Source organism: Pantoea eucalypti (assembly GCF_009646115.1).
Lineage (GTDB): Bacteria > Pseudomonadota > Gammaproteobacteria > Enterobacterales > Enterobacteriaceae > Pantoea > Pantoea eucalypti.
The window spans coordinates 1,087,097-1,112,252 of the sequence record NZ_CP045720.1 but is presented as its reverse complement, the minus strand read 5'-3'; the positions used below and the strand labels follow the sequence as shown (position 1 = coordinate 1,112,252).

Sequence of the window (25,156 nt, the reverse complement as noted above, 5' to 3'; positions counted from 1 at the left end):
TGAAGTACTGGCAGAGTAAAGATTCAGGGAGCCTATGCCCTCCGTAAAGACGCAAAAAATGCTATCCATGGCAGCTCAGCGCGGACGATTACGCACCTCATCCCTGAGGTGCGCCCCTTGCCAGACCAACGCTTTGCGTTGTTCAAAAACGCCCCCGGCGTTTTTGTCCCTGGTCAGCGATGCTTTACTACAGGCATAAGCTCCCATCGCTTTGAATTCAGGAGTTGTCAGTCAGAATACCCATTTTTCCTCTCCCTCAGCCGTAACGCCCCGTAATATAATCTTCAGTCCGTCGCTGTTTCGGCGCGGTGAAAATCCGGTCGGTCTCATCAAACTCCACTAACGCGCCCTGATGCATAAACGCAGTGTAATCTGACACCCGCGACGCCTGCTGCATGTTGTGCGTCACCAGCACCAGCGTGAAATGCTGCTTCAGTGTGGTCATCAACTCTTCAATCACCAGCGTGGAGATCGGATCCAGCGCGGAGGTCGGCTCATCCAGCAGCAGCACTTCCGGCTCAATCGCAATGGCACGGGCAATCACCAGCCGCTGCTGCTGTCCGGTCGAAAGCGTCAGCGCATTCTGTGACAGCTGATCTTTCACCTCACTCCACAGCGCCGCCGCGCGCAGTGCCCGTTCACAGGCTTCGTTCAATACCCGCCGATCGCGCACACCCTGTAAACGCAGCCCATAGACCACATTTTCATAGATCGACTTTGGAAAAGGATTGGGCCGCTGAAACACCATACCGACCCGACGGCGCAGCGCAGAGAGATCCTGTCCGGGTTGCAGGATCGGCAGTGAATCCAGCAGCACGTCGCCCTCTACCCGGCAGTGATCAATCACGTCGTTCATACGATTAAAGCAGCGCAGCAGCGTCGACTTGCCACAGCCTGAAGGGCCAATCAGCGCAGTAATCCTGTTTTTCGGCACCTGCAGAGAAATATCCTGCAGCGCCTGGCGCTCGCCATACCACAGCGACAGATGGTTAACGGTCAGCGCGATATCCGTGTCGGACGTCATAGTCATAGCCTGTTATTGAGTCATAAGACGATAGCGTTCACGCAGACGGTGGCGCAGGCCCATCGCCAGCAGATTAAGCGACAGAATAATCAGCACCAGCAATAGCGCGGTGGCAAACACCAGCGGCCGGTCAGCTTCAATATTCGGACTCTGAAACGCCAGATCGTAAATCTGGAAGCCCAGATGCATAAACTTGCGATCCAGATGCAGATAAGGAAACACTGCGTCGACCGGCAGTTCCGGTACCATTTTTACTACCCCCACCAGCATCAGCGGTGCGGTTTCACCAGCAGCACGCGCTACCGCCAGAATCAGGCCGGTCAACATGGCCGGCACCGCCATCGGTAACACTACGTTCCACAGCGTTTCCGCCTGGGTCGCGCCCAGCGCCAGCGAACCCTGACGCAGGCTGTTGGGAATACGGGATAAGCCTTCTTCAGTCGCCACAATCACCACCGGCAGCGTCAGCAAGGCGAGCGTCAGTGAGGCCCACAGCAAACCCGGCGTGCCAAAAGTGGGATTCGGCAGCGCGCTGGCGAAGAAGAGCTGGTCAAGGGTGCCGCCCACCAGCCAGACAAAGAAGCCCAGACCAAATACGCCATAAACGATTGAAGGGACGCCCGCCAGATTAACCACTGCGATACGCACCAGCCTGGTCAGCGCATTGCGTCCGGCATATTCGTGCAGCCAGATGGCGGCGATGACGCCCAGCGGCATCACCACCACCGACATCAGCAACACCATCAGCACAGTGCCAAATATCGCCGGAAACGCCCCGGATTCACTTTCACCCTCGGCGGGTGTGTCACTGACGAAACGCCATAGCTGATGCAAAAAATGTCCGGTTTTGCCGGTCAGCGTCATCGCATTAGGTTTCCAGCTGTCGACGATTTCGGTCAGCGGGATCGCATGCTCGGTACCCTGCACATCCCGCAGAACTAACACATCGCGCTGACTCTGCAGTTGCAGAGAAGCCAGTGTCTCACTCAGTTGATTGAAGCGGCGCTGTAAGGCAGCCTGATTGGCCTGATATTCCGATTCGGCCTGCAGATCAAAGTGGCCGGCAGCACGGTTTGTGGCCGCCTGCTCATCAAGCTCCTCACGCTGGCTGTTGATGCGCGCCATCCCGACCCGGCGAATCTGGTTAGCCTGCCGCACCAGCATCTGCACCTGTCCGAGCCGCTGATTCAGCAGCGCATCGGGATCCTGCGCAGTTAACTCTTCATTATCTTCACGCAGGCCAACAAACCAGCCATAAGCCTGGCCGTGACTGCGGCGTTGCAGCACCATGATATCTGCTGGCTGGCTGACCTTCGCTGCCGTGCGACTGTAGACGACGCGGAAATCGGGTGCGTCCCAGTCACGGTTACCGGTTTTGATCAGATAGCGATTCACCTGACCGCCGCTGTTACCCTGCTCATCGGCCGGGGCCGGAAAACGTCGCTGATGTTCCAGCGTTTCGCCCAGCAGACGTGTTTCGCCGCCCTCAGGCTGACTGAACGTATAAAGGTCAACGCGCTGCGGCCAGAAAGCGCGAACGCCCTGCCACGCCAGTAGCCCAATCAGCAGCGTAAAAGCCAGCAGGCAGACGGCGACGGCACCGGCGGTTAACCAGCGCCAGCGGTCATTCTGTCGCATCGCTTTCATGCCTGCTCCTCGTGCTGGCTGTAGCGCTGACGCAGTCGCTGACGGATCAGCTCGGCAACCGTGTTAATCACCAGCGTAAACAGCAACAGCATCAGTGCGCTGAGAAACAGCACGCGATAGTGGGCACTGCCCGCTGCCGCTTCCGGCATCTCAATGGCGATGTTTGCAGAGAGCGCGCGCAGCCCGCTGAACAGGCCACCTTCACTTTGCGGCGTATTGCCGGTCGCCATCAGCAAAATCATGGTTTCTCCTACGGCGCGTCCCAGACCGATCATCAGGGCGGCAAAAATACCGGCAGAGGCACCCGGCAGCACGACGCGGGTCAGTGTCTGCCAGGGCGTCGCCCCCAGTGCCAGCGAGCCCTGCCCCAGTGCAGCAGGCACGCTAAACAGCGCATCTTCCGAGAGGGTGAAAATCAGCGGCACCAGCGCGAAGCCCATCGCCAGCGCAGCCACCAGCAGATTGCGCTGCTCGTAATGCGGGAGCCAGTCACCGGCATCCGGTATAAACAGTGTGGGCAGCCACAGCGTCAGCAGCGTGACCAGCAGCAACAGCGGCAGCAGAACCATGACCTCACGGCCCGGCTGACGCCAGCGTGGTGGTAAACGCGCACTGAATACGCCGCACAGCAGCAGCGCGCCTGCCAGGGTCAGCGGCAGCAGCAGCACACCCACCAGCGCCTGACCAATATGCGGCGCGAGCCAAATCCCGGCAATCAGCCCCACCACCACGCTCGGCAGCGCACCCATCATCTCAATGGCCGGTTTAACCCAGCGCCGCAGGCCTGGCGCCATAAACCATGCGGTGTACATCGCCGCCGCCAGCGCCAGCGGTGTCGCAAACAGCAGTGCTAAACTGGCCGCTTTCAGCGTTCCCGAGACCATCGGCATCAGGCTGAATTTGGCCTGATAGTTATCGCCGGCCGCAGTCGATTGCCAGACCCAGTCGGGTCCAGGGTAGTTTTCATACCAGATTTTTTGCCAGAAATTGCGCCAGGTGACATCCGGCCACGGATTATCAAGCCGCAGTGTCTGCCAGCTGCCCGGCCGCTCAATCAGCAGGCTGTCGCCGTGGGGAGAGAACTGCGCCTGCACAATGCCCGGCGCCAGCTGACGCTGCAGTATCGGGCCACGCTGCTTGCTGGCGAACAGCCGAAGCGTCCCCTGTTTACTGAGGGTCGCAAACACGCGACGTTGAGATTCCGTCACCAGAATCGTCTCGCCGTCGCTGTCGCTGTCGGCAAAGGTCCGGATTTGCTGCAGCCGTGGCCCCTGATCGCTGGCAATCGCAAACCACTGGGTGACGCCGCGGTTATCCTGGATCAGCAGGCTTTTACCCCCCACCAGCAGATGCAAACTTTGTGGAGGCTGCGGCAGCATGTGGGTTTCGCGCAACAGTGCCCGATCATCATCAAGTTGCCAGACCCGCAGCAGATTGCCTTCAGTGGTGTAGAGCAGATCGCCGGATGGCGAGAGTGCCAGCAGATCCAGCTGACGTTGCGGAAGCGGGATAATGGATGCCTGACGATCGGTGCCCAGCGTCAGCACCCGGAGTCCGGCCTCGGTGAGAGCAGCAATGCGCCACTGGCCCGCATGACGTGTCGCCAGCGCCATCTTCGTCACCGCGCCATCAGGCAGATGGAACGGTTTGTCACCCAGTGGAAAACGCCATTGCTGGTCGGCTGTCGGCTGCATCAGTGTTAGCGCGCCCTGCATATTCAGCAACAGTGTTTGCCCATCGGCACTCTGCACGGCGTCATCGGGAGCGGGAGTCAGAGCCAGCGCAGGTTCCGCAGGCTGTCCATCCAGCGGAATAAAACGGGCCGCACCGCGCGCGCTGATTCGCCAGCCGACACTGCCCTGATTGCCCATGGCTAAAGCGGGTGCACGATCCCAGAGCTGCTGGCTGGCCGCAATTTGCAGGCCCGGCGCATTAAACAGCGGTAATACCACGCCAATCAACCAGCAGAATAGCAGCAGCATCAGCAATAGGATCGCTACGCCACAGCAGGTGACCAGTCGCCGCGTCAGACGGTCAACGGCACGACGCTTACGATCGCTGAATTGGACAGGAATGTGGTTTGCGCTCATGCGGTTCCGGTGGCAGCCTGAAATAAGCCGCTATGTTGCCCGTAGCCGATTGATAAGACAACTCCTGGCGTTGGACAACGCTGCCATACTCTCGCCATAATGTTGGTGGATACTGGATCTTCAGTCCTGCAACCGCTAAATGGAGTGAGAATGGGTCAGGTAAAGCTTTATATTGAAAAAGAATTAAGCTGGTTATCCTTTAATGAACGGGTTTTGCAGGAAGCCGCAGACAAAAGCAATCCACTGATTGAGCGGATGCGCTTTCTGGGCATCTACTCCAATAATCTCGACGAATTCTATAAAGTGCGTTTCGCCGACCTCAAACGCCGCATTCTGATTGGTGAAGAGCAGGGTTCCGCCAGTACGCCACGCCATCTGTTTAAGAAAATTCAGCAACGGGTGATGAAGTCCGATCAGGAGTTTGATGCGCTCTATAACGATCTGCTGCTGGAGATGGCACGTAATCAGATCTTCCTGATCAACGAACGTCAGCTCTCATCCAATCAGCAGGCCTGGCTGCGCCATTACTTCAAACATGAACTGCGTCAGCACATCTCGCCGATCCTGATCACCCACGAGACCGACCTGACGGAATTCCTCAAAGACGACTACACCTATCTGGCAGTAGAGATTATCCGTGGTGACCATATTCAGTATGCACTGCTGGAAATTCCGTCTGACAAAGTGCCGCGTTTCATTAATTTACCGGCAGAGCCACCGCGTCGCCGTAAACCGATGATCCTGCTGGATAACATTTTGCGTTACTGCCTGGATGATATTTTCAAAGGCTTCTACGACTACGACGCGCTCAACGCCTATTCAATGAAAATGACGCGTGACGCCGAGTACGACCTGGTTACGGAGATGGAGTCGAGCCTGCTGGAGCTGATGTCCTCCAGCCTGAAGCAGCGCCTGACGGCGGAGCCGGTACGTTTTGTCTACCAGCGCGATATGCCCGACACCATGGTGTCGCTGCTGTGTCATAAGCTTTCCATCTCTAACCTGGATTCCATTTTGCCGGGCGGCCGCTACCACAACTTCAAAGACTTTATCGGCTTCCCGAACGTCGGCAAAAACAACCTGGTTAACCGCCCGCTGCCGCAGATTCGCCACATCGGCTTTGATGGCTTCCGCAACGGCTTTGATGCGATTCGTAATCGCGACGTGCTGCTCTATTATCCATACCATACCTTTGAGCATGTGCTGGAGCTGCTGCGTCAGGCATCGTTTGACCCCAGCGTGCTGGCAATCAAAATCAATATCTACCGCGTCGCCAAACACTCCCGCATTATGGATGCGATGATCCATGCCGCCTATAACGGTAAAAAAGTCACGGTGGTGGTGGAACTGCAGGCGCGCTTTGATGAAGAAGCTAACATTTACTGGGCGAAACGCCTGACTGAAGCGGGTGTGCACGTCATTTTCTCCGCACCAGGCCTGAAGATTCACGCTAAGCTGTTCCTGATTTCACGCCGCGAAGGCGAAGAGATTGTGCGCTACGCGCATATCGGTACTGGCAACTTTAACGAGAAAACCGCGCGACTCTATACCGATTACTCATTGCTGACCGCGGATGCGCGCATCACCAATGAAGTGCGTCGGGTGTTCAACTTTATTGAGAATCCCTATCGGCCTGTGACGTTCGATCACCTGATGGTGTCGCCACAAAACTCGCGCCGGATGCTGTATGAACTGATCGACACCGAAATTGCCAATGCTCAGCAAAATAAGCCCTGCGGCATTACTCTGAAAATAAACAATCTGGTGGACAAAGGTCTGGTTGATCGGCTTTATACAGCCTCGAGCGTAGGGGTAAAGGTCAATCTTCTGGTGCGCGGAATGTGCTCATTAATTCCTGACTTGGCTGGGATCAGTGAAAATATTCGTGTCATCAGTATTGTTGATCGTTATCTGGAACATGATCGCGTCTATATTTTTGAAAATGGCGGCGATAAAAAGGTGTTCCTCTCCTCCGCTGACTGGATGACGCGTAACATCGATTACCGCATCGAAGTGGCTGTGGCGATTCTCGATCCCCACATCCGGCAGCGTATACTCGACATTATTGCTATTCAGTTGAGTGATACGGTGAAAGCCCGCATCGTCGATAAAGAGTTGAGTAACCATTACGTCCAGCGCGGCAATCGTCGTAAAGTGCGCTCGCAGCTGGCCATCTATGATTACATCAAGAAACTGGAACAACCTGAATAAATCCTATGCCAATTTCTCATAAAAGTACGCCAAAACCCCAGGAGTTTGCGGCGATTGACCTGGGCTCGAACAGTTTCCATATGGTAATTGCGCGGGTTGTCGATGGTGCGATGCAGGTACTGGGCCGCCTTAAACAGCGCGTCCATCTGGCGGACGGGCTGGATGCTCAACACAACCTCAGCGAAGAGGCGATGGAGCGTGGCTTAGCCTGCCTGGCCCTGTTCGCCGAACGCCTGCAGGGTTTCAGTCCCAGCAACGTGACGATTGTCGGCACCCATACGCTGCGCGAGGCGATCAATGCCGAAACCTTCCTGCAGCGCGCTGCCGAGGTGATCCCCTATCCAATCGAGGTGATTTCAGGCCATGAAGAAGCGCGTCTGATCTTTATGGGTGTGGAGCACACACAGCCGGAAAAAGGCCGCAAGCTGGTAATCGATATCGGCGGCGGCTCCACTGAGCTGGTGATTGGTGAAGATTTCGAACCTCAGCTGGTTGAGAGCCGGCGCATGGGTTGCGTCAGTTTCGCCCAGCTCTATTTCCCGAAAGGGGAAATCAGCCGTGAAAACTTCCGTCGTGCCCGCTTAGCGGCTGCACAAAAGCTGGAAACGCTGGCATGGCAATATCGTCTGCATGGCTGGCAATATGCGCTGGGCGCATCCGGTACCATCAAAGCTGCCTGCGAAGTGCTGCAGGCGATGGATGAAAAAGAGAAGCTGATTACGCCTGAGCGTCTCGAAAAGCTCTATGACGAAGTGATGAAACATAAATCCTTCTCTGCACTGAGCCTGCCGGGGCTTTCAGAAGAGCGCAAAGGTGTGTTTGTCCCCGGACTGGCGATTCTCTGTGGCGTCTTCGATGCGCTGGCGATTCGCGAGCTGCGCCTCTCCGACGGTGCGCTGCGTGAAGGTGTGCTCTATGAGATGGAGGGCCGTTTCCGCCATCAGGATATTCGCAGCCGCACAGCACAAAGTCTGGCTAACCATTACGCCATCGACAGCGATCAGGCTCGACGTGTGCTGGAGACGACCGAGCAGCTTTATCTGCAATGGCGCGATCAGAACCCAAAGCTGGCGAATCCGCAACTGGCTGCACTGCTTAAATGGGCGGCGATGCTGCATGAAGTGGGCCTGACTATCAATCACAGCGGCCTGCAACGCCATTCAGCTTATATTCTGCAAAATACCAACCTGCCTGGGTTCAATCAGGATCAGCAGATGTTGCTGGCGGCACTGGTCAGATTCCATCGTAAAGCGGTGAAGCTTGATGAGTTACCACGCGTAACGCTGTTCAAGAAAAAGCAGTTTGTGCCGCTGATTTTTCTGCTGCGCCTGGGCACCCTGCTGAATAATCAGCGCCAGGCCACCACGCGTCCGGATGCGTTAACCCTGAAATGCGATGATGGCCACTGGACGCTGATTTTCCCGGCGGGCTACTTTGCGCAGAACAATCTGGTTCAGCTCGATCTTGAACGCGAGCAGGCTTACTGGAACGACGTCACCGGATGGAAGCTGATCCTCGAAGAAGATATCTGACAACCCGGGCGCACCGCGCCCGTTTAACTGAATTGATGACTATGACACAACCAACCGCACCGCTTTCAGGCGAAAACTATTTTGCCGACACCTATGGTTTAACGCCGCCCCACTCCGAAGTGGTTGCGGCTCTGCCCCAGCTTAACGTCGGCAAGGCGCTTGATCTTGGCTGTGGCGTGGGACGCAATACGCTGTTTCTGAATCAGCACGGTTTTGACGTCACAGCGTGGGATCACAATCCGCAGAGCCTGGCGCGCCTGCAGGAGATTATTGCGCAGGAAAACCTTCAGGGTATTCACACTGAGCAGCGCGATCTGAACAACACACGCTTTAATGGCGGCTTCAACGTTGTGCTGTCGACCGTGGTAATGATGTTTCTGCAGCCGCAGACCATTCCGCAGCTGATTGCCGACATGCAGGCTTGTACGGTCAGGGATGGTTTCAACCTGATTGTGGCGGCGATGAACACGGACGATATGCCCTGCCCGGCAGATTTCTCTTTTGCGTTTAAATCGGGCGAACTCAGCCACTATTATCGCAACTGGCACATCGTGAAGTACAACGAGCACCCCGGTCAGCTGCATCGTAAAGATGAAAACGGTAACCGCATCACCTGCCGCTTTGCGACGTTACTGGCGCAAAAAGCGAGTTATTGATCTTTATCTGCTGTTTTTTTCAACAGCGATTGATTTCATCTGGCGACTGTGACTAAATATTGCAGTCGCCCTCTGATGGGCTCATTACAGGAACCACCCCGCGTGAACAGCGCTATTTCTCCCCGAAGACGTCAAAAAACCGGCACCATGACCCGCATCGTGCTGCTGATCAGTTTTATCATTCTCTTTAGTCGCCTGATTTTTATCCTGCCTGCTGCCTTCGAGCATCATCAGCAACAGAAAGCTATTCCTGAGCCTGTCACCGTCACATCAAATGATACGCGCTAGCGAATAGTGATATTTCGCCTGAATTGCACTGAAACCTGAACGGAATCCAGATAACTGGACTCTTTTTTGCATCCCTTTTTCAGGCGAAACGCTACACTGCGTGCTGGTGCTTACAGACTAAGGGATCCAATGTGTCTGCCTCTCAATCTCAACGTTTAAGTGAAATACGTCATCGCATTCTGACGCTGCTGCTCAATGAGCACGATCTGGTTGATTCCCTGCTGGAGAAATCCGGCGATCTCAACCCTGAACAGCAACGTGAAAATGCGGCCCAGCGTGATGCGCTGGAACAGGATATTCAGCAGCTTCATGCCGCTGACCTCGCCGACATTCTTGAAGCCCTGCCCGAAGAGGAACGTCAGGCGCTTTGGCGGCTGGTGCCTAATGAGCGGCGTGGTCACGTGCTGGTTGAAGCCTCAGAAACGGTCTGGGCCAGCCTCACCGAAGAGATGAGCGACCGTGATATCCTGCGCGCTATCCAGCCGCTGGACATCGACGATCAGGTCTGGCTGGCACAATATCTGCCGCGTGACCTGACCGGGCGCCTGCTGGCGACCGTGGAGCCAGCCCTGCGCGCCCGCATGCTCGATATGGTGCAGCTCGACCGCGACCGCGTAGGCCGGGTGATGGATTTTAATATCCTGACGGTGCGCGACGATGTCACGCTGGCAACGGTGCAGCGTTTTCTGCGCAAGCGTAAAAGCATGCCAGGCGGTACCGATAAACTCTTTATTACTAACAAAGACAATCAGCTGCTGGGCGAACTGCTGCTGACGGATATCCTGCTTAACAAACCTAAAACTCTGGTCAGCGACGTTATGAACGCGCGCCCGACCACCTTCCAGCTCAACGACAAGGCCGAAGATGCGGCCAGCGCCTTTGAGCGTTATAACCTGATTTCTGCTGCCGTCACCGACGCCAGGGGCAAACTGATTGGCCGTGTGACCATCGAAGACATTGTCGACCTGGTGAATGCCGAAAACGAAAGTAACATTCGTAAAATGGGCGGCATCAGTCAGGAAGAGGATGTGTTTGCCCCGGTGCGTAAATCAGTACGCAAACGCTGGGCCTGGCTGGCCATTAATCTCTGTACCGCCTTTGTTGCTTCGCGGGTTATCGGGCTGTTTGAAGGGACGATTTCGCAAATCGTGGCGCTTGCCACCCTGATGCCAATTGTTGCGGGTATTGGCGGCAACACCGGTAACCAGACCATCACCATGATTGTGCGGGCGCTGGCCTTACATCAGGTTGAACCGGGTAACTTCTCGTTTCTGATTGTGCGTGAACTGGGCGTAGCGCTGATCAACGGCCTGTTCTGGGGCGGCATTATGGGCGGCATTACCTGGCTGATGTATGACAATATGGCGCTGGGCGGCGTCATGATGCTGGCCATGGCGCTGAATCTGCTGCTGGCCGCGCTAATGGGTGTACTGGTTCCGCTGGTAATGACCAAAATGAAGCGCGATCCGGCCGTAGGCTCCAGCGTATTGATCACCGCCCTGACCGATACCGGCGGCTTCTTTATCTTCCTGGGACTGGCGACGATCTTCCTGCTGCCCCACTGATCAGGCGTGCAGGCCGTAACGTTGCAGCGACCCGTTGAGATTGCGCTGGCGCGTCACCTGTGCCAGCTCACGGGTCGCCGCAGGCAACGTGTAATTGCCGCGCTGGCTCAGCCACTCCAGCACGTCCGCTAAGTGCCAGATGGCGGTTTTACCGTCGTGCACCGGCAGTGGAAACGGCGGGCGGTGGCTGAGCATTAACTTACGCATATTCTGACGCGTCATGCCGATGATCTCGGCCACATCCGTCAATCCCACAAAATCAGGTGCCGCTTCTACCAGCGTGGCACCCGGTATAGCACGCAGCACATCCTCTTCTGCCTGTCTCAATACCTCCGTGGCAGAGTCAGACTCCCGGGTAAACTCCAGTGCAATGCGCCCTGGCATACCCAGACCGATCAGTGCATCATCACAGCCTGCTGCTGCCAGTGTTTCCAGCAACTCATCCACCGGCGCATGCCCTTCCGGCAGGCTAAACCGCAGTGTAAAACAATATTCCATATGCCTCTCCTTGTGCTGCTTCAGGACTTCAGATAGTGACAATTATCTACCACGCGCCGCAGCGCCTGGGCATGCTGATGTGCATTTTTCGGTGTGCTCCAGATGCAGGTCAGACAAAACTCCCCACATCGGCACATCAACAGATTTTTCGGGCAGTACATTTTGCCCCAGGCGTGATGACCTCCCGTCACGACCAGCCAGCCATGGGTTTCGGCGTAACGTAACGCCGTTTCAATCTCTTTACTGGGATGTCGCTTCCTTGCCATGTGTGTCCCTATCCTGACGCTGAATGATTGAGTTGTCAACTGACAACCAGGTGAATATTTCTTAATGCGCCTCAGCATGCGCAGACTTTTTCTGGCAGTAAAACGGTCAGGGTATAAACTGGAAAACGTCACGCAAAAAATAAACCGCGCCAGCGAGAATCCGGCCGGACTCATGTTCAACAACGGAGGCAGGAATGTTTAAAGCAGAGGATTTTGTTCAGTCGAAAACCGGCGGACCTAAAATGCAGGTACTGCGCGTCGACGGCGACACCCTGTGGTGTGCGCGCGTTGATGATGCGGCAAAGAAAGAGATCGAAGTGAAGGCAGAGAGCGTCAATCTCTATCATGAAGAGGGTGACTTTGGCGTGTGCTGACGCAAAATGGCCCCTGACGGGGCCAGACTGTCAGGGTTTGTCCTGCTGAAGGTTGTCATTGCCCAGACCACCGATAAACGGCAACCGCAGCCGGAACGGCGTAAAATCGAGTCCCATATTAAGCCCCAGCAGGTTCACTTCAAGTCCCTCTTCCGCGCCCAGCGTCACGCCCGCCACGCCCAGAATCGACACCTGCAAACCGCGCCCGGATGGCGGCAGCCCGATGGGATGCCACAGTGACCGGTAATCTTTGCCCAGCGCATTGGCGGGCAGATCCAGTTTTAAAGCCGGCACTTCACGGCCGATATGCGCCAGGAAGGTATTGCTGTTCGGTCCGGGCCAGGCACGATAAGTTGTCGGCCACGGATAGGATTTAATGGCGGCTTCAATCTGCGGAATCATCGCCTCGGCTTCCGGTCCGCGATGCTCCACCAGCAGCCGGGGTTTTGCGCCATACCAGTAACCATCCGGCAGGTTGGTGTTGCGCCGGATTTTGTCGCCGCTGCCCCAGCTAATCACTTCGTAGCGGGTGAAACGCGTTTCACCTGCGCGCTTAAAGATGATCCAGGGATGCACCGCCACCCGCCCTTTCCAGCCATAGGTCGGCGCCGCATAGACCTGCACGATAGCCAGGTTATATAACGCGCGCGGATCGGGCGCGATTCCGGCCGAATCCCGCCGGGCAGTGGCCCAGCCACCGGGCTGTGCGGTTTCGCCGTGACGCGTCGCCTGCGCAATGCTGGCCCCCAGCGACAGCAGTAGCACGGCAACAAAAAACAGGCTGAACACTTTCAGTGAGAGCATGACAACATTCCTGATGACGTAAGAATCACGAAACGCCTGAGTGGCAGGCGGTTACAGTAAGTGGCGGCTTTGGGATACGGATTATCGAAGCGGCGGATAAAAGCAGGACACAAAGGAAGTTAAGTGCAGGCTTCTACTGCAGGGAGAATAGCGTAATTTCCGGTAAAGTGAACAGAAAACCGCCAGTGATGGGGATAGATGTGCTGAAAGGTTAAAATGGCCCGTCTAAGTGGAGTTCAGGCAATAAAAAGCCCGCTGGAAGCGGGCTTTTAAAGCATCAGGTGCTAATCGGCGGCATGGGCTGGTTATTCCCACTCGAATATCAATCAACCAATAAATATATTATAAATCAAAAAATTAAACATTACTGCAATTGAATAACCATGAAAAATACCATGCATAGTAAAAACGTTAAAGAAAACGGGTTAGCGTCCCTCTTGGCAAAGACCGCCGATAACTAGCTCCCTGATGTGGCCAACTCATCTGTATTACCATCACAAACAATTTGGGCGAGAAACTCCACTGCTTGAAAAATCTCATCCATTACCTGATCTTTTCTGAGTCGCCCTTGGTTCAATAGTCTGATCATACCACTACAACTCTATCCGCCTCGGGCCGGTAATACTTGTCACGCTTTTGCCTCTGCATTCGCACTTCATTATTCGAATCTCAAAATTATAGATGAGGGAGTTTTTTCACCAAACAGCTTCTCTTGGCGCTTTTTCTGGATCTTAATTGCCCTTTTACTGATCTCACGACTTATCGTCGGCATAAACGCCGTGAAGATTGCTGTTGGTGCTATCGAAGCTTCGGGCCATATGTCAAAACGGCCATCGACGATCTTCATAAACAGAACGGATGCTCTCCAAAAATCTTCCTGCCGTTGGGCATTTAGCATTTTTACATACCAAGTCTTTGCCCAAAGATTTCTTGCATACGAATCGCTCGCAGTTAAGTGGGCCTTGCCAATGAAGCCCTCGGTGCCATCAAAGCGGGACAAAACCGCTTCAGCATGAGCACTATTGTCGCAAAAGCCAGCAATCATGAGCGCAAGTGCTGTCTCGTAAGGCCGGTCCGTTGCAAGCAGTTCATCAATGTAGGTCTGTAGAATTGCCACCTTTCCGCAGAGATGGGCCGCGATGACCTCTCGCGCTATGTCACTATCATTTTGCGGTGCTCGTAGGCGCCTTCTGCATATGTCCCCAATAGCCAAGTTAGTAATGTTGTTCCATAGGACAATAGTCTCTACAGGGATTTTTGCTGCACCGGTGACATGACGTATGGTTGGATCCAATGCTAAAATGCGGTTTATTAACCCAAGTGCCAACGGATTGCCGCTAGCACCGAGTGCAACCGCTACCTGTACAGCGAAGTGGTGAAGATGACGGAGCTTTTGATCGGAGGTGGCGACTAATATATGGAGACAGCGCTGATCGCGACCAGCATCCTGTCCGATAATTGATTTGATGCCATCGAATGTGAGGTCGGATAGTATTAGGTCAGCTTCAACAGCCGTAAGCTCATCTGCAAAGAGTTCATAGGCGCTGTTCATGCGGCGTCGGCGCTCGTCGAACTGTTCTTGAGTTTCCGAAAGCCGATTCATCTGAGAAATGAAGTCGTTTTCCGACATAGCCCTTTCTGTTAACGAAACCAGCGCAGGCGCAAGGTCGGACATTGTCGGCGCCACAGTCTCAATCTCCGGCAACTCCTTATCCCACTCAAAGTCCAATGCCTTCATTAGCGCGGCTTCGATACGAGCGGCGATGGCATTATCATGTTCAACAGATAGTATTTCGGCAGCGAACCCGTAATGGGATACGTTAATTCGAGCAAGCGCGGAATCGGTATCTATCAGGCCCACTTCCAACGCTTTCAATATCGCAGTAGATCCATACCACTCCTCGAAACTGCTGCCTCGCTTGTTAGGTTTTTCAGTGCTCCATCCACTATCTATAACTTCCTGTAATAATGTAATGTCGCCGTGCGAACCGGCGAGGGCGAGCGCTACATGGCGTAGATTTTTAAGTGGAGATCGGATGAAGCTTTTGACAATCTCGACAGCGCGTGGAGTAAGCGGCGATTTCGAATAGTGGATTGAGGCGAGAACTGCTGCCTGCGCATATTCATTTCCACACTGCAGAACACACTCCAGCACCTGCTCCACTTTATCCGGTGTAGCGCTGCGCACGCATGAGAGCAGTTCCAGTAGGAGGGTCTCGCTCTGCATTTTTGCGATCGCTTCGAGCTGCTCGTCGGCGGTGAAATGCGGCAATGCGATGATCGCGGAAAACTGAGCCGTAAAGAATTCGTCCCGATCTTCTTGCTTGCCTTTATAAGATGCGTTGCTAGATTCACTGGCCGAAAGAAATCGTTGGGCAAGGTCTTTTGTGAGGGCCGCACTATGCCGCAAAAGCATCAATATCCCCTGAAGCCGCGCTTGCCCGCTACGGCTTAGCACTTCGCTCGCGAATGCACGGTGCGTCTGTATCGCGTCATCAGGGACGAATCGAGCAACGCTGGCCCGAGCGCCGCGGAAATAATGGTCCTCTTGAGACATGCCCCGGCTAATAGCAATTTTTTCTGGGTCAATCTGTCGATAGTTTTGGGCTGTCGCGATAACGTTCTCTGATTCAACTGTGTCTGGATTACACGGATCAGCCGCGCTGTAAGTTTGTTTAATAGACCAGCCTTCAAAGCGTTCTTGGTCACGCGTGAGTTCACTACGGATACGAGCTCCCTCTTTAGCATCGCTGACATCGCCAGTGCCGTACAGGATGCCAACGCGTGTCCACGCCCCCACGCTGGACGAGCTTTCCGCCGGCAGTGCCTCTAATCCCTTTAGGATTTCTGAACGAGTCTCCAGCCAATCGACGCGGTTATAATGAAGAACCTGCTCAAATTCTTCATAGGGCACCAACGTTGATGAATTGAGTGCGGCAGAAAACCGCCAACGGATAAAATAGGTTGCAATCTCTTTTAACGGCATACCAGCCAGAAGATAGAGAGCGAAGCGACTTATATCATCGAACCTTGGGTGTGGAGCGATTATGAGATTCCTGTTCATGAAGGATCGCTCGACTTCAGTAAGAGTAGCCTGACGTTCTTGAATTTTTTCCAGGACTCTATTGTGCTCTTCATCAACTTGGATGGCGGATCCATGGCCCGTCGTCCTGTGCATCCCTCGCTCTGGTTCAAGAGAATAGAATGAAAGCCAACGCTTCGTAGACTCCAAAATATGCTGCCAAATTCCCGGTTCACCTCGCCGGTTGAGTAGCGCGTAAAGCAGCCACTCTTTGCTGGCGATGTGTTCTTGAGACAGATATACATTTTCAGCAGCTTGCAGGAAAGCGAGCGGGGCCGATTTTGCTAGCACGGCGAAGGCGTCGGCTTGGCTGTTTGGAAGATTCTGGAGTGATACGAACTCTTCGATCAGCGCGGAACGTATCTCGGGGCTCGTTTCATCTTCAAGGCAAGCTATCTGCGTTGCGAGCAATATAACCTTGGCCGTTTCATCAAGTGCGCTGATCGGTTCCAGTATTGTCGCTAGCTTTTCTCGCGGGTCGCGTTCATTGCGCAACTCGCGTTCGAGTTGGCTGACGAGGTAGAGCGCGAGTGCCAGGTTGAGGCCATCGCGTTTTATCTCAAACTGGGACGCGCTTCCTTTAACCGGGGAGAAGAACCGGCTTGATGCAACAGCTTCGAGTTGCGCTTCTCTGATGGCATCGAACAGTCTAAGATCATCCGTATTCTGCGCATTCGCTCGAGCCAATACCTTACCTGCGAGGTTTTTCAAAAGGTCGGCGAATGCAGGCGCCGAAACTTTAGCTGCCCCGTGCTGCTCCATTCTGCGCATATGTTCAAAGAGCAACCGCCCGACGCTTAGCTCATCCAAAAGTTCGATGGCCTTGGCTTTTATCAACTCGATAGCGATACCAAGAAGTCGGGGATTCCGAACGGATTCAAGAACTTCAATCCTAGTGTTGGAGAAGTCAATGCCGCAACTGCCCAATATCTGTTTCACATCATTGATGGACCACTCGGCCAGCGTAATAGTCTTTAATTCACAAAATAGCGTTTTTTTGAGATACGCCCAGTGCTGCTTACGGGTGGTGACCACCAAGCAGCCACCCAGTTCCTTCAAGCGTCGCGCGGCGCGATCGAGCCAACGCCCCCAGTTCGACTTGAGCGGTTGGTTGAGCCCGTCTGCTATAAGGGTTACGCGAACGGAGCTCGCCGGAATATTCGTGCGCCAATCTTTGAAACGTCTTCGCCAGCGCGCAATTACTTGCGGCGTAGCACTTCCATCTGTCTGATAGATCAGTTTGCGAATTAGGAAGTCATCGAAGTCATCTGCATCATCTCCGGTCAAATCGTCGGCAGGACACAGGACGAGAAGTGATTTAGGATTGGACAGATTCCAACTCTGGACAGCCAGCCAAGATTTTCCGACGCCTTCTTCACCGACGATTGCATAGATTTCGCTTTCTGGAACTCCAGAGAATGCTTTTGTGAGAAACGCAAGCTCAGGTCGGTCGAGTGTCGAAGGGCCTGACGGATCAAATGGGGCGAGTGGTTGGCCGAACTCGGCACGCGCCTGCACTTTGTCTGTGAACAATCGGCTTAGCCATTCTTGATTGAGCGTCTTGGCGTGGCCCAACCCAGCGTCTGTGGTGAGTGATTGTCTGAGCGCACTCAGCCTTGAGGGGTAATCTCCGTGTTTTTCAAAGTGATCGATTGCCTTCAGAGCGGGTGCAATAAGCCCCGCCTCAAGCTTTCCGGCAAGCCCTTTTTCGATAATTGCTTTGGATTTTGAACCTGCCACAACAGTGGCGACGAGCAGCGCCCCGAGATCGTTATTTGACCAGTCCAATACAGTGAAACCAAAGCCGTTCCTGGCCGAAAATTTCCGCCCGTCTTCGACTGTTTGGGATGCCACCTCGCATGTTGCTCCGAGTATCCACAGATCCACCACGCCAGTGTCGTCATTAGCAACATCGAAGAGCTTTGTCGAAATATCGTTTTTTGAAAGACCTTCTTTGTAGCGTTTTCCCTCGAAATATGTGGCCCCGCCATCGAACGCCGAATCGCCGTCTCGTCCTCGCTGAGTTCCTGACTTTGCGAGACGAAAAGATTGTCCTGTGACTTCACCCAGTACGACGCCGAGTAACCCTTCAAATCCTTCTGGGCCTGAAGGATCGAGGGACAAAAGGGCGTCCTGTAGAGCTTTAGCGTGCTTTTTATCTGCTGTGTTCATGCTGGGATGACCGTTCCATGAGTGTTGCAGCCAATGGGAGATAGGGGGCGTAGCTTTCTCGGGTGAGTGCTTTGCTTCACCTGTTGACTAGGTTCAGAATAATAAAGGTGCCAGTTGCAGAATGACAACTTTCCAGACCTTGCTCTTTTAAAACAACGAAGATCTTCTACTGGTCAATTTCTACCTTCATTATGACTCATAAGCTTATGGCTGAGAGTCCCCTTTCGCAAGCGAATTGCGTTCAGTTTATTTTTGAAGTAGAAGGGTCCAGTTCGCTCCTGAAATGAGTCTACACTTTAAGTAAATTTTGACCTCAATTAGTTATCGTTATCAGAATTAGTAGATAGTTTGAAAAAATTACTAACATCACAATATATAAACCAACGGTGAGCAGGTCATAACAATTTCAACTTATTAGTCAATACTAAGAGAATGATTGACTCCAGAATTAAAAAAAGATGACTATTAATATCAAGAATACAACTTCCAATAATAGAAAATTATTGAGCTATAAATTACGTTTCAATCCAAAAAAAATAATGTCACCTTGAATACTTTACCATCAATCGATAAAACAGCCTGCAAGTAATACATTGCTATATCGAAGGCCCACCTCGAATTACTAAACTCAAGCAATATACATACCACGTAATATGATATTCATACAGAAATAAAAAAATTAGCATATTTATCTCTGTAAGGATCATTATTACCTTATCATTACCAAAAATTGTCAAATACAAAAAAAGCCCGCAGTTACGCGGGCTTAGAGGTGCTTTACTGTTTTTACGTGCAGGCTGTTGCCAGACGCGAAATCATTCCCACTCAATCGTCGCCGGTGGCTTGCCGCTGATGTCGTACACCACGCGGGAGATGCCGTCGACTTCATTGATGATGCGGTTTGAGACGCGTCCCAGGAAATCATACGGCAGGTGCGCCCAGTGTGCGGTCATAAAGTCGATGGTTTCCACCGCACGCAGCGAGACAACCCAGTCATATTTACGGCCATCGCCCATCACGCCGACTGAACGAACCGGCAGGAAGACAGTGAACGCCTGGCTGACTTTGTTGTAGAGATCCGCTTTATGCAGCTCTTCGATGAAGATGGCATCGGCACGGCGCAGCAGGTCGCAATACTCTTTCTTCACTTCGCCCAGCACACGCACGCCCAGACCCGGACCCGGGAATGGATGGCGATACAGCATGTCGTACGGCAGGCCCAGCTCGAGACCAATCTTGCGCACTTCGTCTTTGAACAGCTCTTTCAGCGGCTCAACCAGGCCCATCTTCATCTCTTTCGGCAGTCCACCCACGTTGTGGTGTGACTTGATGACGTGCGCTTTACCGGTAGCTGACGCCGCCGACTCAATCACGTCCGGATAGATGGTGCCCTGTGCCAGCCACTTCACATCCTGCAGCTTCAGCGCTTCTTCGTCGAACACTTCCACAAAGACGCGACCAATGGTCTTACGCTTGGCTTCTGGCTCATCAATACCCGCCAGCGCATCCAGGAAGCGCATCTCAGCCGGCACATGGATGATGTTCAGACCGAAGTGGTCGCCAAACATATCCATTACCTGTTGTGCTTCGTTCAGACGCAGCAGGCCGTTATCCACGAACACACAGGTCAGACGGTCGCCGATGGCACGATGCAGCAGCATTGCCGTCACAGAGGAGTCCACTCCGCCTGACAGACCAAGGATGACCTTGTCGTTGCCAACCTGCTCACGCAGGCGTTCAACGGCATCTTCAATGATTTTGGCCGGTGTCCACAGTGCTTCACATTCACAGATGTCGATGATGAAGCGCTCAAGCATCCGCAGACCCTGACGGGTATGAGTCACTTCCGGGTGGAACTGCACGCCATAGAAACGCTTTTCTTCGTTGGCCATAATGGCAAATGGACAGGTTTCTGTGCTGGCAACAGTCACGAAGTCAGCCGGAATCGCTGTAACTTTGTCGCCGTGGCTCATCCAGACATCCAGCAGCGGTTTACCGGCGGCGCTGATAGCATCTTCGATATCGCGAACCAGCGCGCTTGGCGTGGTGACTTCGACCTGCGCATAACCAAACTCACGCTCGTTTGAGCCAGCCACGGTGCCGCCCAGCTGCATCGCCATGGTCTGCATACCGTAGCAGACGCCCAGCACCGGCACGCCAGCGTTGAAGACATAGTCAGGTGCTCGCGGGCTGTTCAGTTCGGTGGTGCTTTCCGGGCCACCGGAAAGGATGATGCCGCTTGGGTTGAACTGGCGAATCTGCTCTTCGGTGACGTCCCATGCCCAGAGTTCACAGTAAACGCCGAGTTCGCGCACGCGACGTGCAACCAGCTGAGTATATTGTGAGCCGAAATCGAGAATCAGAATGCGATGCTTATGGATATTTTCCGTCGTCATTGAGGGGTTTCCAGAACGGTGACTTGATCAATAAAAGCGCCCGGCTTGAGCCGGGCGGGAAATCGGGATTATGAACCCATGCGGTAATTCGGTGACTCTTTGGTGATGGTCACATCATGCACGTGGCTCTCATTGATGCCTGCGCCGCTGATGCGGACAAATTCCGCTTTGGTGCGCAGGTCGTCAATGGTCGGGCAACCGGTCAGGCCCATGCACGAGCGCAATCCACCCATCTGCTGATGCACGATCTCTTTCAGACGGCCTTTATAGGCCACGCGACCTTCGATACCTTCCGGCACCAGCTTGTCAGCGGCGTTATCAGTCTGGAAGTAACGGTCAGACGAGCCTTTGGACATCGCGCCCAGTGAACCCATACCGCGATAGGATTTGAATGAACGGCCCTGATAGAGTTCGATCTCGCCCGGCGACTCTTCGGTCCCCGCCAGCATTGAACCGACCATCACACAGGACGCACCCGCCGCGATTGCTTTAGCGATATCACCGGAGAAACGGATACCACCGTCAGCAATCACCGGAATACCGGTGCCTTCCAGCGCAGTAACCGCGTCAGAAACAGCAGTGATCTGTGGAACGCCCACGCCGGTTACGATACGGGTAGTACAGATTGAGCCCGGGCCGATACCGACTTTAACGGCGCTGACGCCTGCCGCGACCAGCGCCAGAGCGCCTGCGCCTGTTGCCACGTTACCGCCGACGATTTCCAGATCCGGGTATTTAGCGCGGGTTTCACGGATGCGTGACAGCACACCTTCAGAGTGGCCGTGTGAAGAGTCAATCAGCAGCACGTCAACGCCTGCTGCGACCAGCGCATCAATACGCTCTTCGTTACCGGCACCCGCGCCCACCGCTGCACCGACACGCAGTCGACCCTGCGCATCTTTACAGGCGTTAGGTTTACGTTCGGCTTTCTGAAAGTCTTTAACGGTGATCATGCCCAGCAGATGGAAGCTGTCATCCACGACCAGCGCTTTCTCAACGCGCTTTTCGTGCATCTTGTGCAGGACCACATCACGCGCTTCACCCTCTTTCACCGTCACCAGACGCTCTTTCGGGGTCATGACCGCAGAGACCGGCTGAGAGAGGTCGGTTACAAAGCGCACATCACGACCGGTGATGATACCCACCAGTTCGTTGTCGCGGTTAACTACCGGGTAGCCTGCAAAGCCGTTGCGCTCGGTCAGCACTTTCACATCAGCCAGAGGCGTGGTTGGCAGCACGGTCTGTGGTTCAGTGACCACGCCGCTTTCATGTTTCTTCACCTTGCGCACTTCGTCCGCCTGGCGTTCAATCGACATATTTTTATGGATGAAGCCAAGGCCGCCTTCCTGTGCCAGCGCAATCGCCAGACCCGATTCGGTCACGGTGTCCATGGCAGCGGAGAGCATAGGAATGTTTAAACGGATATTTTTGGTCAGCTGAGTGCTGAGATCGGCCGTATTAGGCAGGACGGTGGAGTGTGCAGGGACGAGCAGAACGTCGTCAAAAGTGAGTGCTTCTTTAGCGATTCTTAACATGGCAATACTCCACCTCGGGTGATTGAGAATAGATAAAATATTGCCGCGGCATTATACAGGCCGTAATCGATTGCCTCCAGCATTATTTAAGAAAAACTCTTGATCCGCGCAGGCAGCAATGTAGTATCGATGAATTAACCTGCTGATTTGGAATTTGATCTTCGTCACATGTCGCTGCCACCCATCGCCAATATTTTTACCGTCAGCCGTCTCAATACGACAGTGCGTCAACTGCTGGAGAAAGAGATGGGTCTGGTCTGGATCAGCGCCGAGATCTCCAACTTCACGCAACCGGCATCCGGTCACTGGTACTTCACGCTGAAAGATGATGGCGCTCAGGTTCGCTGTGCCATGTTCCGTAACAGCAATCGTCGCGTCACCTTCCGTCCGCAGCACGGTCAGCAGGTACTGGTGCGTGCCAACATCACGCTCTATGAGCCCCGCGGTGACTATCAGCTGATTGCCGAGAGTATGCATCCGGCGGGTGAAGGCTTGTTGCAGCAGCAGTTTGAACTGCTGAAAGCAAAACTGGCGACCGAAGGATTGTTCGATCCGCAGCATAAGCAACCACTGCCGGAACCGGCACGCCAGGTCGGGGTTATCACCTCTTCCACCGGTGCGGCACTGCACGATGTGTTACGTGTGCTGCATCGCCGTGATCCTTCGCTGCCCGTGGTGATCTACCCCACCGTAGTTCAGGGTGTTGATGCGCCCGCGGCGATTGTCCGTGCAATTGAAATCGCCAACCTGCGCAATGAGTGCGACGTGTTAATCGTCGGACGCGGCGGCGGTTCACTGGAAGATCTGTGGAGTTTTAATGACGAACGCGTAGCACGCGCCATTTTTGCCAGCCGCATTCCTGTCGTCAGCGCGGTCGGTCACGAAACCGATGTCACCATTGCTGACTTTGTTGCCGATTTACGCGCGCCCACCCCTTCCGCCGCCGCTGAAATTGTCAGCCGTAACCAGCTGGAGCTGCTGCGCCAGTTGCAATCTCAGCAACAGCGGCTGGAGATGGCGATGGATTATTACCTGGCTCGCCAGCAGCGGCTTTATACCCGCCTTGAGCATCGTCTGCAGCAGCAGCACCCGCAGTTGCGTCTGGCTCGTCAGCAGACCGCCCTGTTCCGCCTGCAACAGCGTCTGGGTGAAGCGATGGAAACCCGTCTGCGTCACGCAACACGTCAGCAGGATCGCCTGTCCCAGCGACTCAATGCTCAACAGCCGCAGCAGCGCCTGTTCGAGGCGCAAAAGCAGCTGCAAAGCTGGCACTATCGCCTGCAGCAGAGCATGACCAGCCAGCTGAACAGCAACAAACAGGACTTTGGTCAGTTGGTGGCGCAGCTGGAAGGCGTCAGCCCGCTGGCGACGCTGGCGCGTGGTTTTAGCGTGACCACTGACAACACCGGACAGGTGGTGAAGAAAACCGCACAGCTCCAGAGCGGCGATCTGCTGCGCACCCGCCTTGATGATGGCTGGGTTGAAAGCCAGGTGACACAGCTGTTGCCTGAAAAAAAGCGTCGCCGCAAAACCGCTTCCTGACGCCAACTATGCCCGTTAGCTCACATTTTTCCACTTAACTATGGCCTTAATTACCAGGTCTATCCAGCCTGACGGGTCTATACTTTTTGGCACATCCCTGATGCCAAGGAGTTTCAGATGCCTTATTGCGTTATCCCTCCCTATATCCTTCGCAAGATCATCGCACACGGTTCCGGCCACCAGCAGGAGCAGGCGCGTCGCACCCTGACGCACGTTCAACATCTCATGGCGGAACACTGGCAAAAGCCGACCGGCGTTAAAACGGCGGCGGGCGGTCATGTGGATCGTGAAATTTATGATGCCCAGAGCCAGGAAACCTTGCCGGGCAAGCTGATTCGTCAGGAGGGCCAGCCCGGTAATGATGATGTCGCGGCTGAAGAAGCCTGGGACTACCTTGGGGTGACCTATGACTTCTTCTGGCAGGCTTATCAGCGTAACTCGCTGGATAATCAGGGGCTGAAACTGCTGGGTACCGTGCACTATGGTGAAAAATACCAGAACGCTTTCTGGAACGGTCAGCAGATGGTATTTGGTGATGGTGACGGTGAAATTTTTAATCGCTTCACCATTGCGATTGACGTTGTGGCGCATGAACTGGCGCATGGCGTCACAGAAAATGAAGCCGGGTTAATCTACTTTGAGCAGGCTGGCGCGCTGAATGAGTCGCTGTCGGATGTCTTTGGCTCGCTGGTGAAACAGTTCAGTAAAAAACAGCGCGCCGATGAGGCGGACTGGCTTATCGGTGAAGGCCTGCTGGCGAAAGGCATCAACGGACGTGGTCTGCGATCGATGTCTGAACCTGGCACCGCCTACGATGACCCGATGCTGGGCAAAGATCCGCAACCGGCACACATGGATCACTACGTGAAAACCCGTGAAGATAATGGCGGCGTTCATATCAACTCCGGCATTCCTAACCGGGCCTTTTATCTGGCGGCCAAAGCGCTGGGTGGTTATGCCTGGGAACAGGCGGGATATGCCTGGTACGACACCGTGTGTGACGACGAACTGCCACAGAATGCGGACTTTAAGACCTTTGCCCGCTTCACCGTTGAGCATGGTAAAAAACGCTTCGACGCGTCGGTCAGCAATGCTATTGAACAGGCGTGGAAGGAGGTTGGCGTGCTATGAGTGACCTGCCCGAACTCACCGATGATGCCACCATCATCGTCGCGCGTGAAGGCGGCATGGCCTTTATTCCGGGGCTGCGCGCCGAACGTCGTTTTATGCTGGGTGAGCTGCCGGCACCGGAAAAAGAGCGCGTCTGCCATGCGCTGGAGCAGGCAATGCCGCTGGGCGAACCCGAGGAAAAAGCTGCGCAGGTGGGCAGTGGCGATCAGCGCTATTTCCGCATCCAGATTCAGTATGCCACCCGCCGCGAGGTGGGCACCATTGTGCTGCTGATTCCGGAACAGGTGGCACCACCTGAGTTGCAGGCGCTGTGGCGCGACGGCAAATAAAAAAAGGGCCGACA

Annotated in this window: 18 protein-coding genes; 9 read left to right on the top strand and 9 right to left on the bottom strand. The window is 54.4% G+C overall.

The window, feature by feature from the left end; all coding sequences use genetic code 11:
• Positions 1-256 precede the first annotated feature (256 nt).
• Genes pstB through EE896_RS05180 form a run of 3 tightly spaced genes read right to left on the bottom strand, consistent with a single transcriptional unit; the run spans position 257 to position 4,761 of the window.
• Positions 257-1,024 carry a phosphate ABC transporter ATP-binding protein PstB gene (gene pstB / locus EE896_RS05190; RefSeq protein ID WP_003848740.1) on the bottom strand — a complete coding sequence of 256 codons (768 nt, stop codon included), beginning with the start codon at positions 1,022-1,024 and terminating at the stop codon, positions 257-259.
• 12 nt (positions 1,025-1,036) lie between these two features.
• Positions 1,037-2,671 (bottom strand): phosphate ABC transporter permease PstA, encoded by a 1,635-nt coding sequence (gene pstA, locus EE896_RS05185; RefSeq protein WP_003848739.1) that lies wholly within the window; start codon positions 2,669-2,671, stop codon positions 1,037-1,039.
• A complete protein-coding gene (locus EE896_RS05180; RefSeq protein WP_140915653.1) occupies positions 2,668-4,761 on the bottom strand; it encodes an ABC transporter permease subunit in 2,094 nt (697 codons plus the stop codon). The genes pstA and EE896_RS05180 overlap by 4 nt, the downstream gene beginning before the upstream one ends.
• A 150-nt stretch (positions 4,762-4,911) precedes the next feature.
• On the opposite strand from EE896_RS05180, the gene ppk1 reads away from it, so the two are divergent.
• From ppk1 to mgtE, 5 genes are all read left to right on the top strand, one after another.
• Positions 4,912-6,972, top strand: a complete 2,061-nt coding sequence (ppk1, locus tag EE896_RS05175; RefSeq protein ID WP_140915652.1) for a polyphosphate kinase 1 — start codon at positions 4,912-4,914, stop codon at positions 6,970-6,972.
• Between the two features lie 5 nt (positions 6,973-6,977).
• A complete protein-coding gene (gene ppx / locus EE896_RS05170; protein ID WP_003848733.1) occupies positions 6,978-8,504 on the top strand; it encodes an exopolyphosphatase in 1,527 nt (508 codons plus the stop codon).
• Positions 8,505-8,545: 41 nt separating this feature from the next.
• The gene (gene tehB, locus EE896_RS05165; RefSeq protein ID WP_003848730.1) at positions 8,546-9,160 is read left to right on the top strand and encodes a tellurite resistance methyltransferase TehB; all 615 of its coding nucleotides are present in this window, start codon (positions 8,546-8,548) and stop codon (positions 9,158-9,160) included.
• A 102-nt stretch (positions 9,161-9,262) separates the two neighbouring features.
• Complete coding sequence (locus tag EE896_RS05160; protein WP_003848728.1) at positions 9,263-9,448, top strand: YfgG family protein; 186 nt, start codon at positions 9,263-9,265, stop codon at positions 9,446-9,448.
• A gap of 131 nt (positions 9,449-9,579) precedes the next feature.
• Positions 9,580-11,013 (top strand): magnesium transporter, encoded by a 1,434-nt coding sequence (gene mgtE, locus EE896_RS05155; protein WP_003848726.1) that lies wholly within the window; start codon positions 9,580-9,582, stop codon positions 11,011-11,013.
• Here mgtE and EE896_RS05150 read toward each other — a convergent pair whose 3' ends face one another.
• Together EE896_RS05150 and EE896_RS05145 are read right to left on the bottom strand one after the other, a co-directional pair.
• Positions 11,014-11,511: a helix-turn-helix transcriptional regulator gene (locus tag EE896_RS05150; protein ID WP_003848724.1), complete on the bottom strand. Its 498-nt coding sequence runs from the start codon at positions 11,509-11,511 to the stop codon at positions 11,014-11,016. It lies immediately after the preceding gene.
• Between the two features lie 20 nt (positions 11,512-11,531).
• Positions 11,532-11,777, bottom strand: coding sequence for a hypothetical protein (locus EE896_RS05145; protein ID WP_003848722.1), 246 nt, complete (start codon positions 11,775-11,777; stop codon positions 11,532-11,534).
• A gap of 194 nt (positions 11,778-11,971) precedes the next feature.
• Here EE896_RS05145 and EE896_RS05140 point away from each other — a divergent pair, with 194 nt between their 5' ends.
• The gene (locus EE896_RS05140; RefSeq protein WP_003848720.1) at positions 11,972-12,151 is read left to right on the top strand and encodes a hypothetical protein; all 180 of its coding nucleotides are present in this window, start codon (positions 11,972-11,974) and stop codon (positions 12,149-12,151) included.
• 30 nt (positions 12,152-12,181) lie between these two features.
• On the opposite strand, the gene EE896_RS05135 is transcribed toward EE896_RS05140, so the two are convergent.
• The 4 genes from EE896_RS05135 to guaB all read right to left on the bottom strand — a co-directional run bounded on the left by EE896_RS05135 (position 12,182) and on the right by guaB (position 22,140).
• The gene (locus EE896_RS05135; RefSeq protein WP_105098917.1) at positions 12,182-12,955 is read right to left on the bottom strand and encodes a DUF3750 domain-containing protein; all 774 of its coding nucleotides are present in this window, start codon (positions 12,953-12,955) and stop codon (positions 12,182-12,184) included.
• Positions 12,956-13,613: 658 nt separating this feature from the next.
• Entirely contained in the window at positions 13,614-18,209 is a 4,596-nt protein-coding gene (locus EE896_RS05130) for an NACHT domain-containing protein (RefSeq protein WP_140915651.1), read from the bottom strand.
• A gap of 815 nt (positions 18,210-19,024) precedes the next feature.
• Entirely contained in the window at positions 19,025-20,605 is a 1,581-nt protein-coding gene (guaA, locus tag EE896_RS05125) for a glutamine-hydrolyzing GMP synthase (RefSeq protein WP_140915650.1), read from the bottom strand.
• A 68-nt stretch (positions 20,606-20,673) separates the two neighbouring features.
• The gene (gene guaB, locus EE896_RS05120; RefSeq protein ID WP_003848714.1) at positions 20,674-22,140 is read right to left on the bottom strand and encodes an IMP dehydrogenase; all 1,467 of its coding nucleotides are present in this window, start codon (positions 22,138-22,140) and stop codon (positions 20,674-20,676) included.
• Positions 22,141-22,308: 168 nt separating this feature from the next.
• Between guaB and xseA the strand changes: the two genes are divergently transcribed.
• The 3 genes from xseA to EE896_RS05105 all read left to right on the top strand — a co-directional run bounded on the left by xseA (position 22,309) and on the right by EE896_RS05105 (position 25,142).
• Positions 22,309-23,682, top strand: coding sequence for an exodeoxyribonuclease VII large subunit (xseA, locus tag EE896_RS05115; RefSeq protein WP_140915666.1), 1,374 nt, complete (start codon positions 22,309-22,311; stop codon positions 23,680-23,682).
• 117 nt (positions 23,683-23,799) lie between these two features.
• Positions 23,800-24,813: a M4 family metallopeptidase gene (locus tag EE896_RS05110; protein WP_140915649.1), complete on the top strand. Its 1,014-nt coding sequence runs from the start codon at positions 23,800-23,802 to the stop codon at positions 24,811-24,813.
• Positions 24,810-25,142 (top strand): protealysin inhibitor emfourin, encoded by a 333-nt coding sequence (locus tag EE896_RS05105; RefSeq protein ID WP_008926700.1) that lies wholly within the window; start codon positions 24,810-24,812, stop codon positions 25,140-25,142. The genes EE896_RS05110 and EE896_RS05105 overlap by 4 nt, the downstream gene beginning before the upstream one ends.
• Positions 25,143-25,156: the final 14 nt, after the last annotated feature.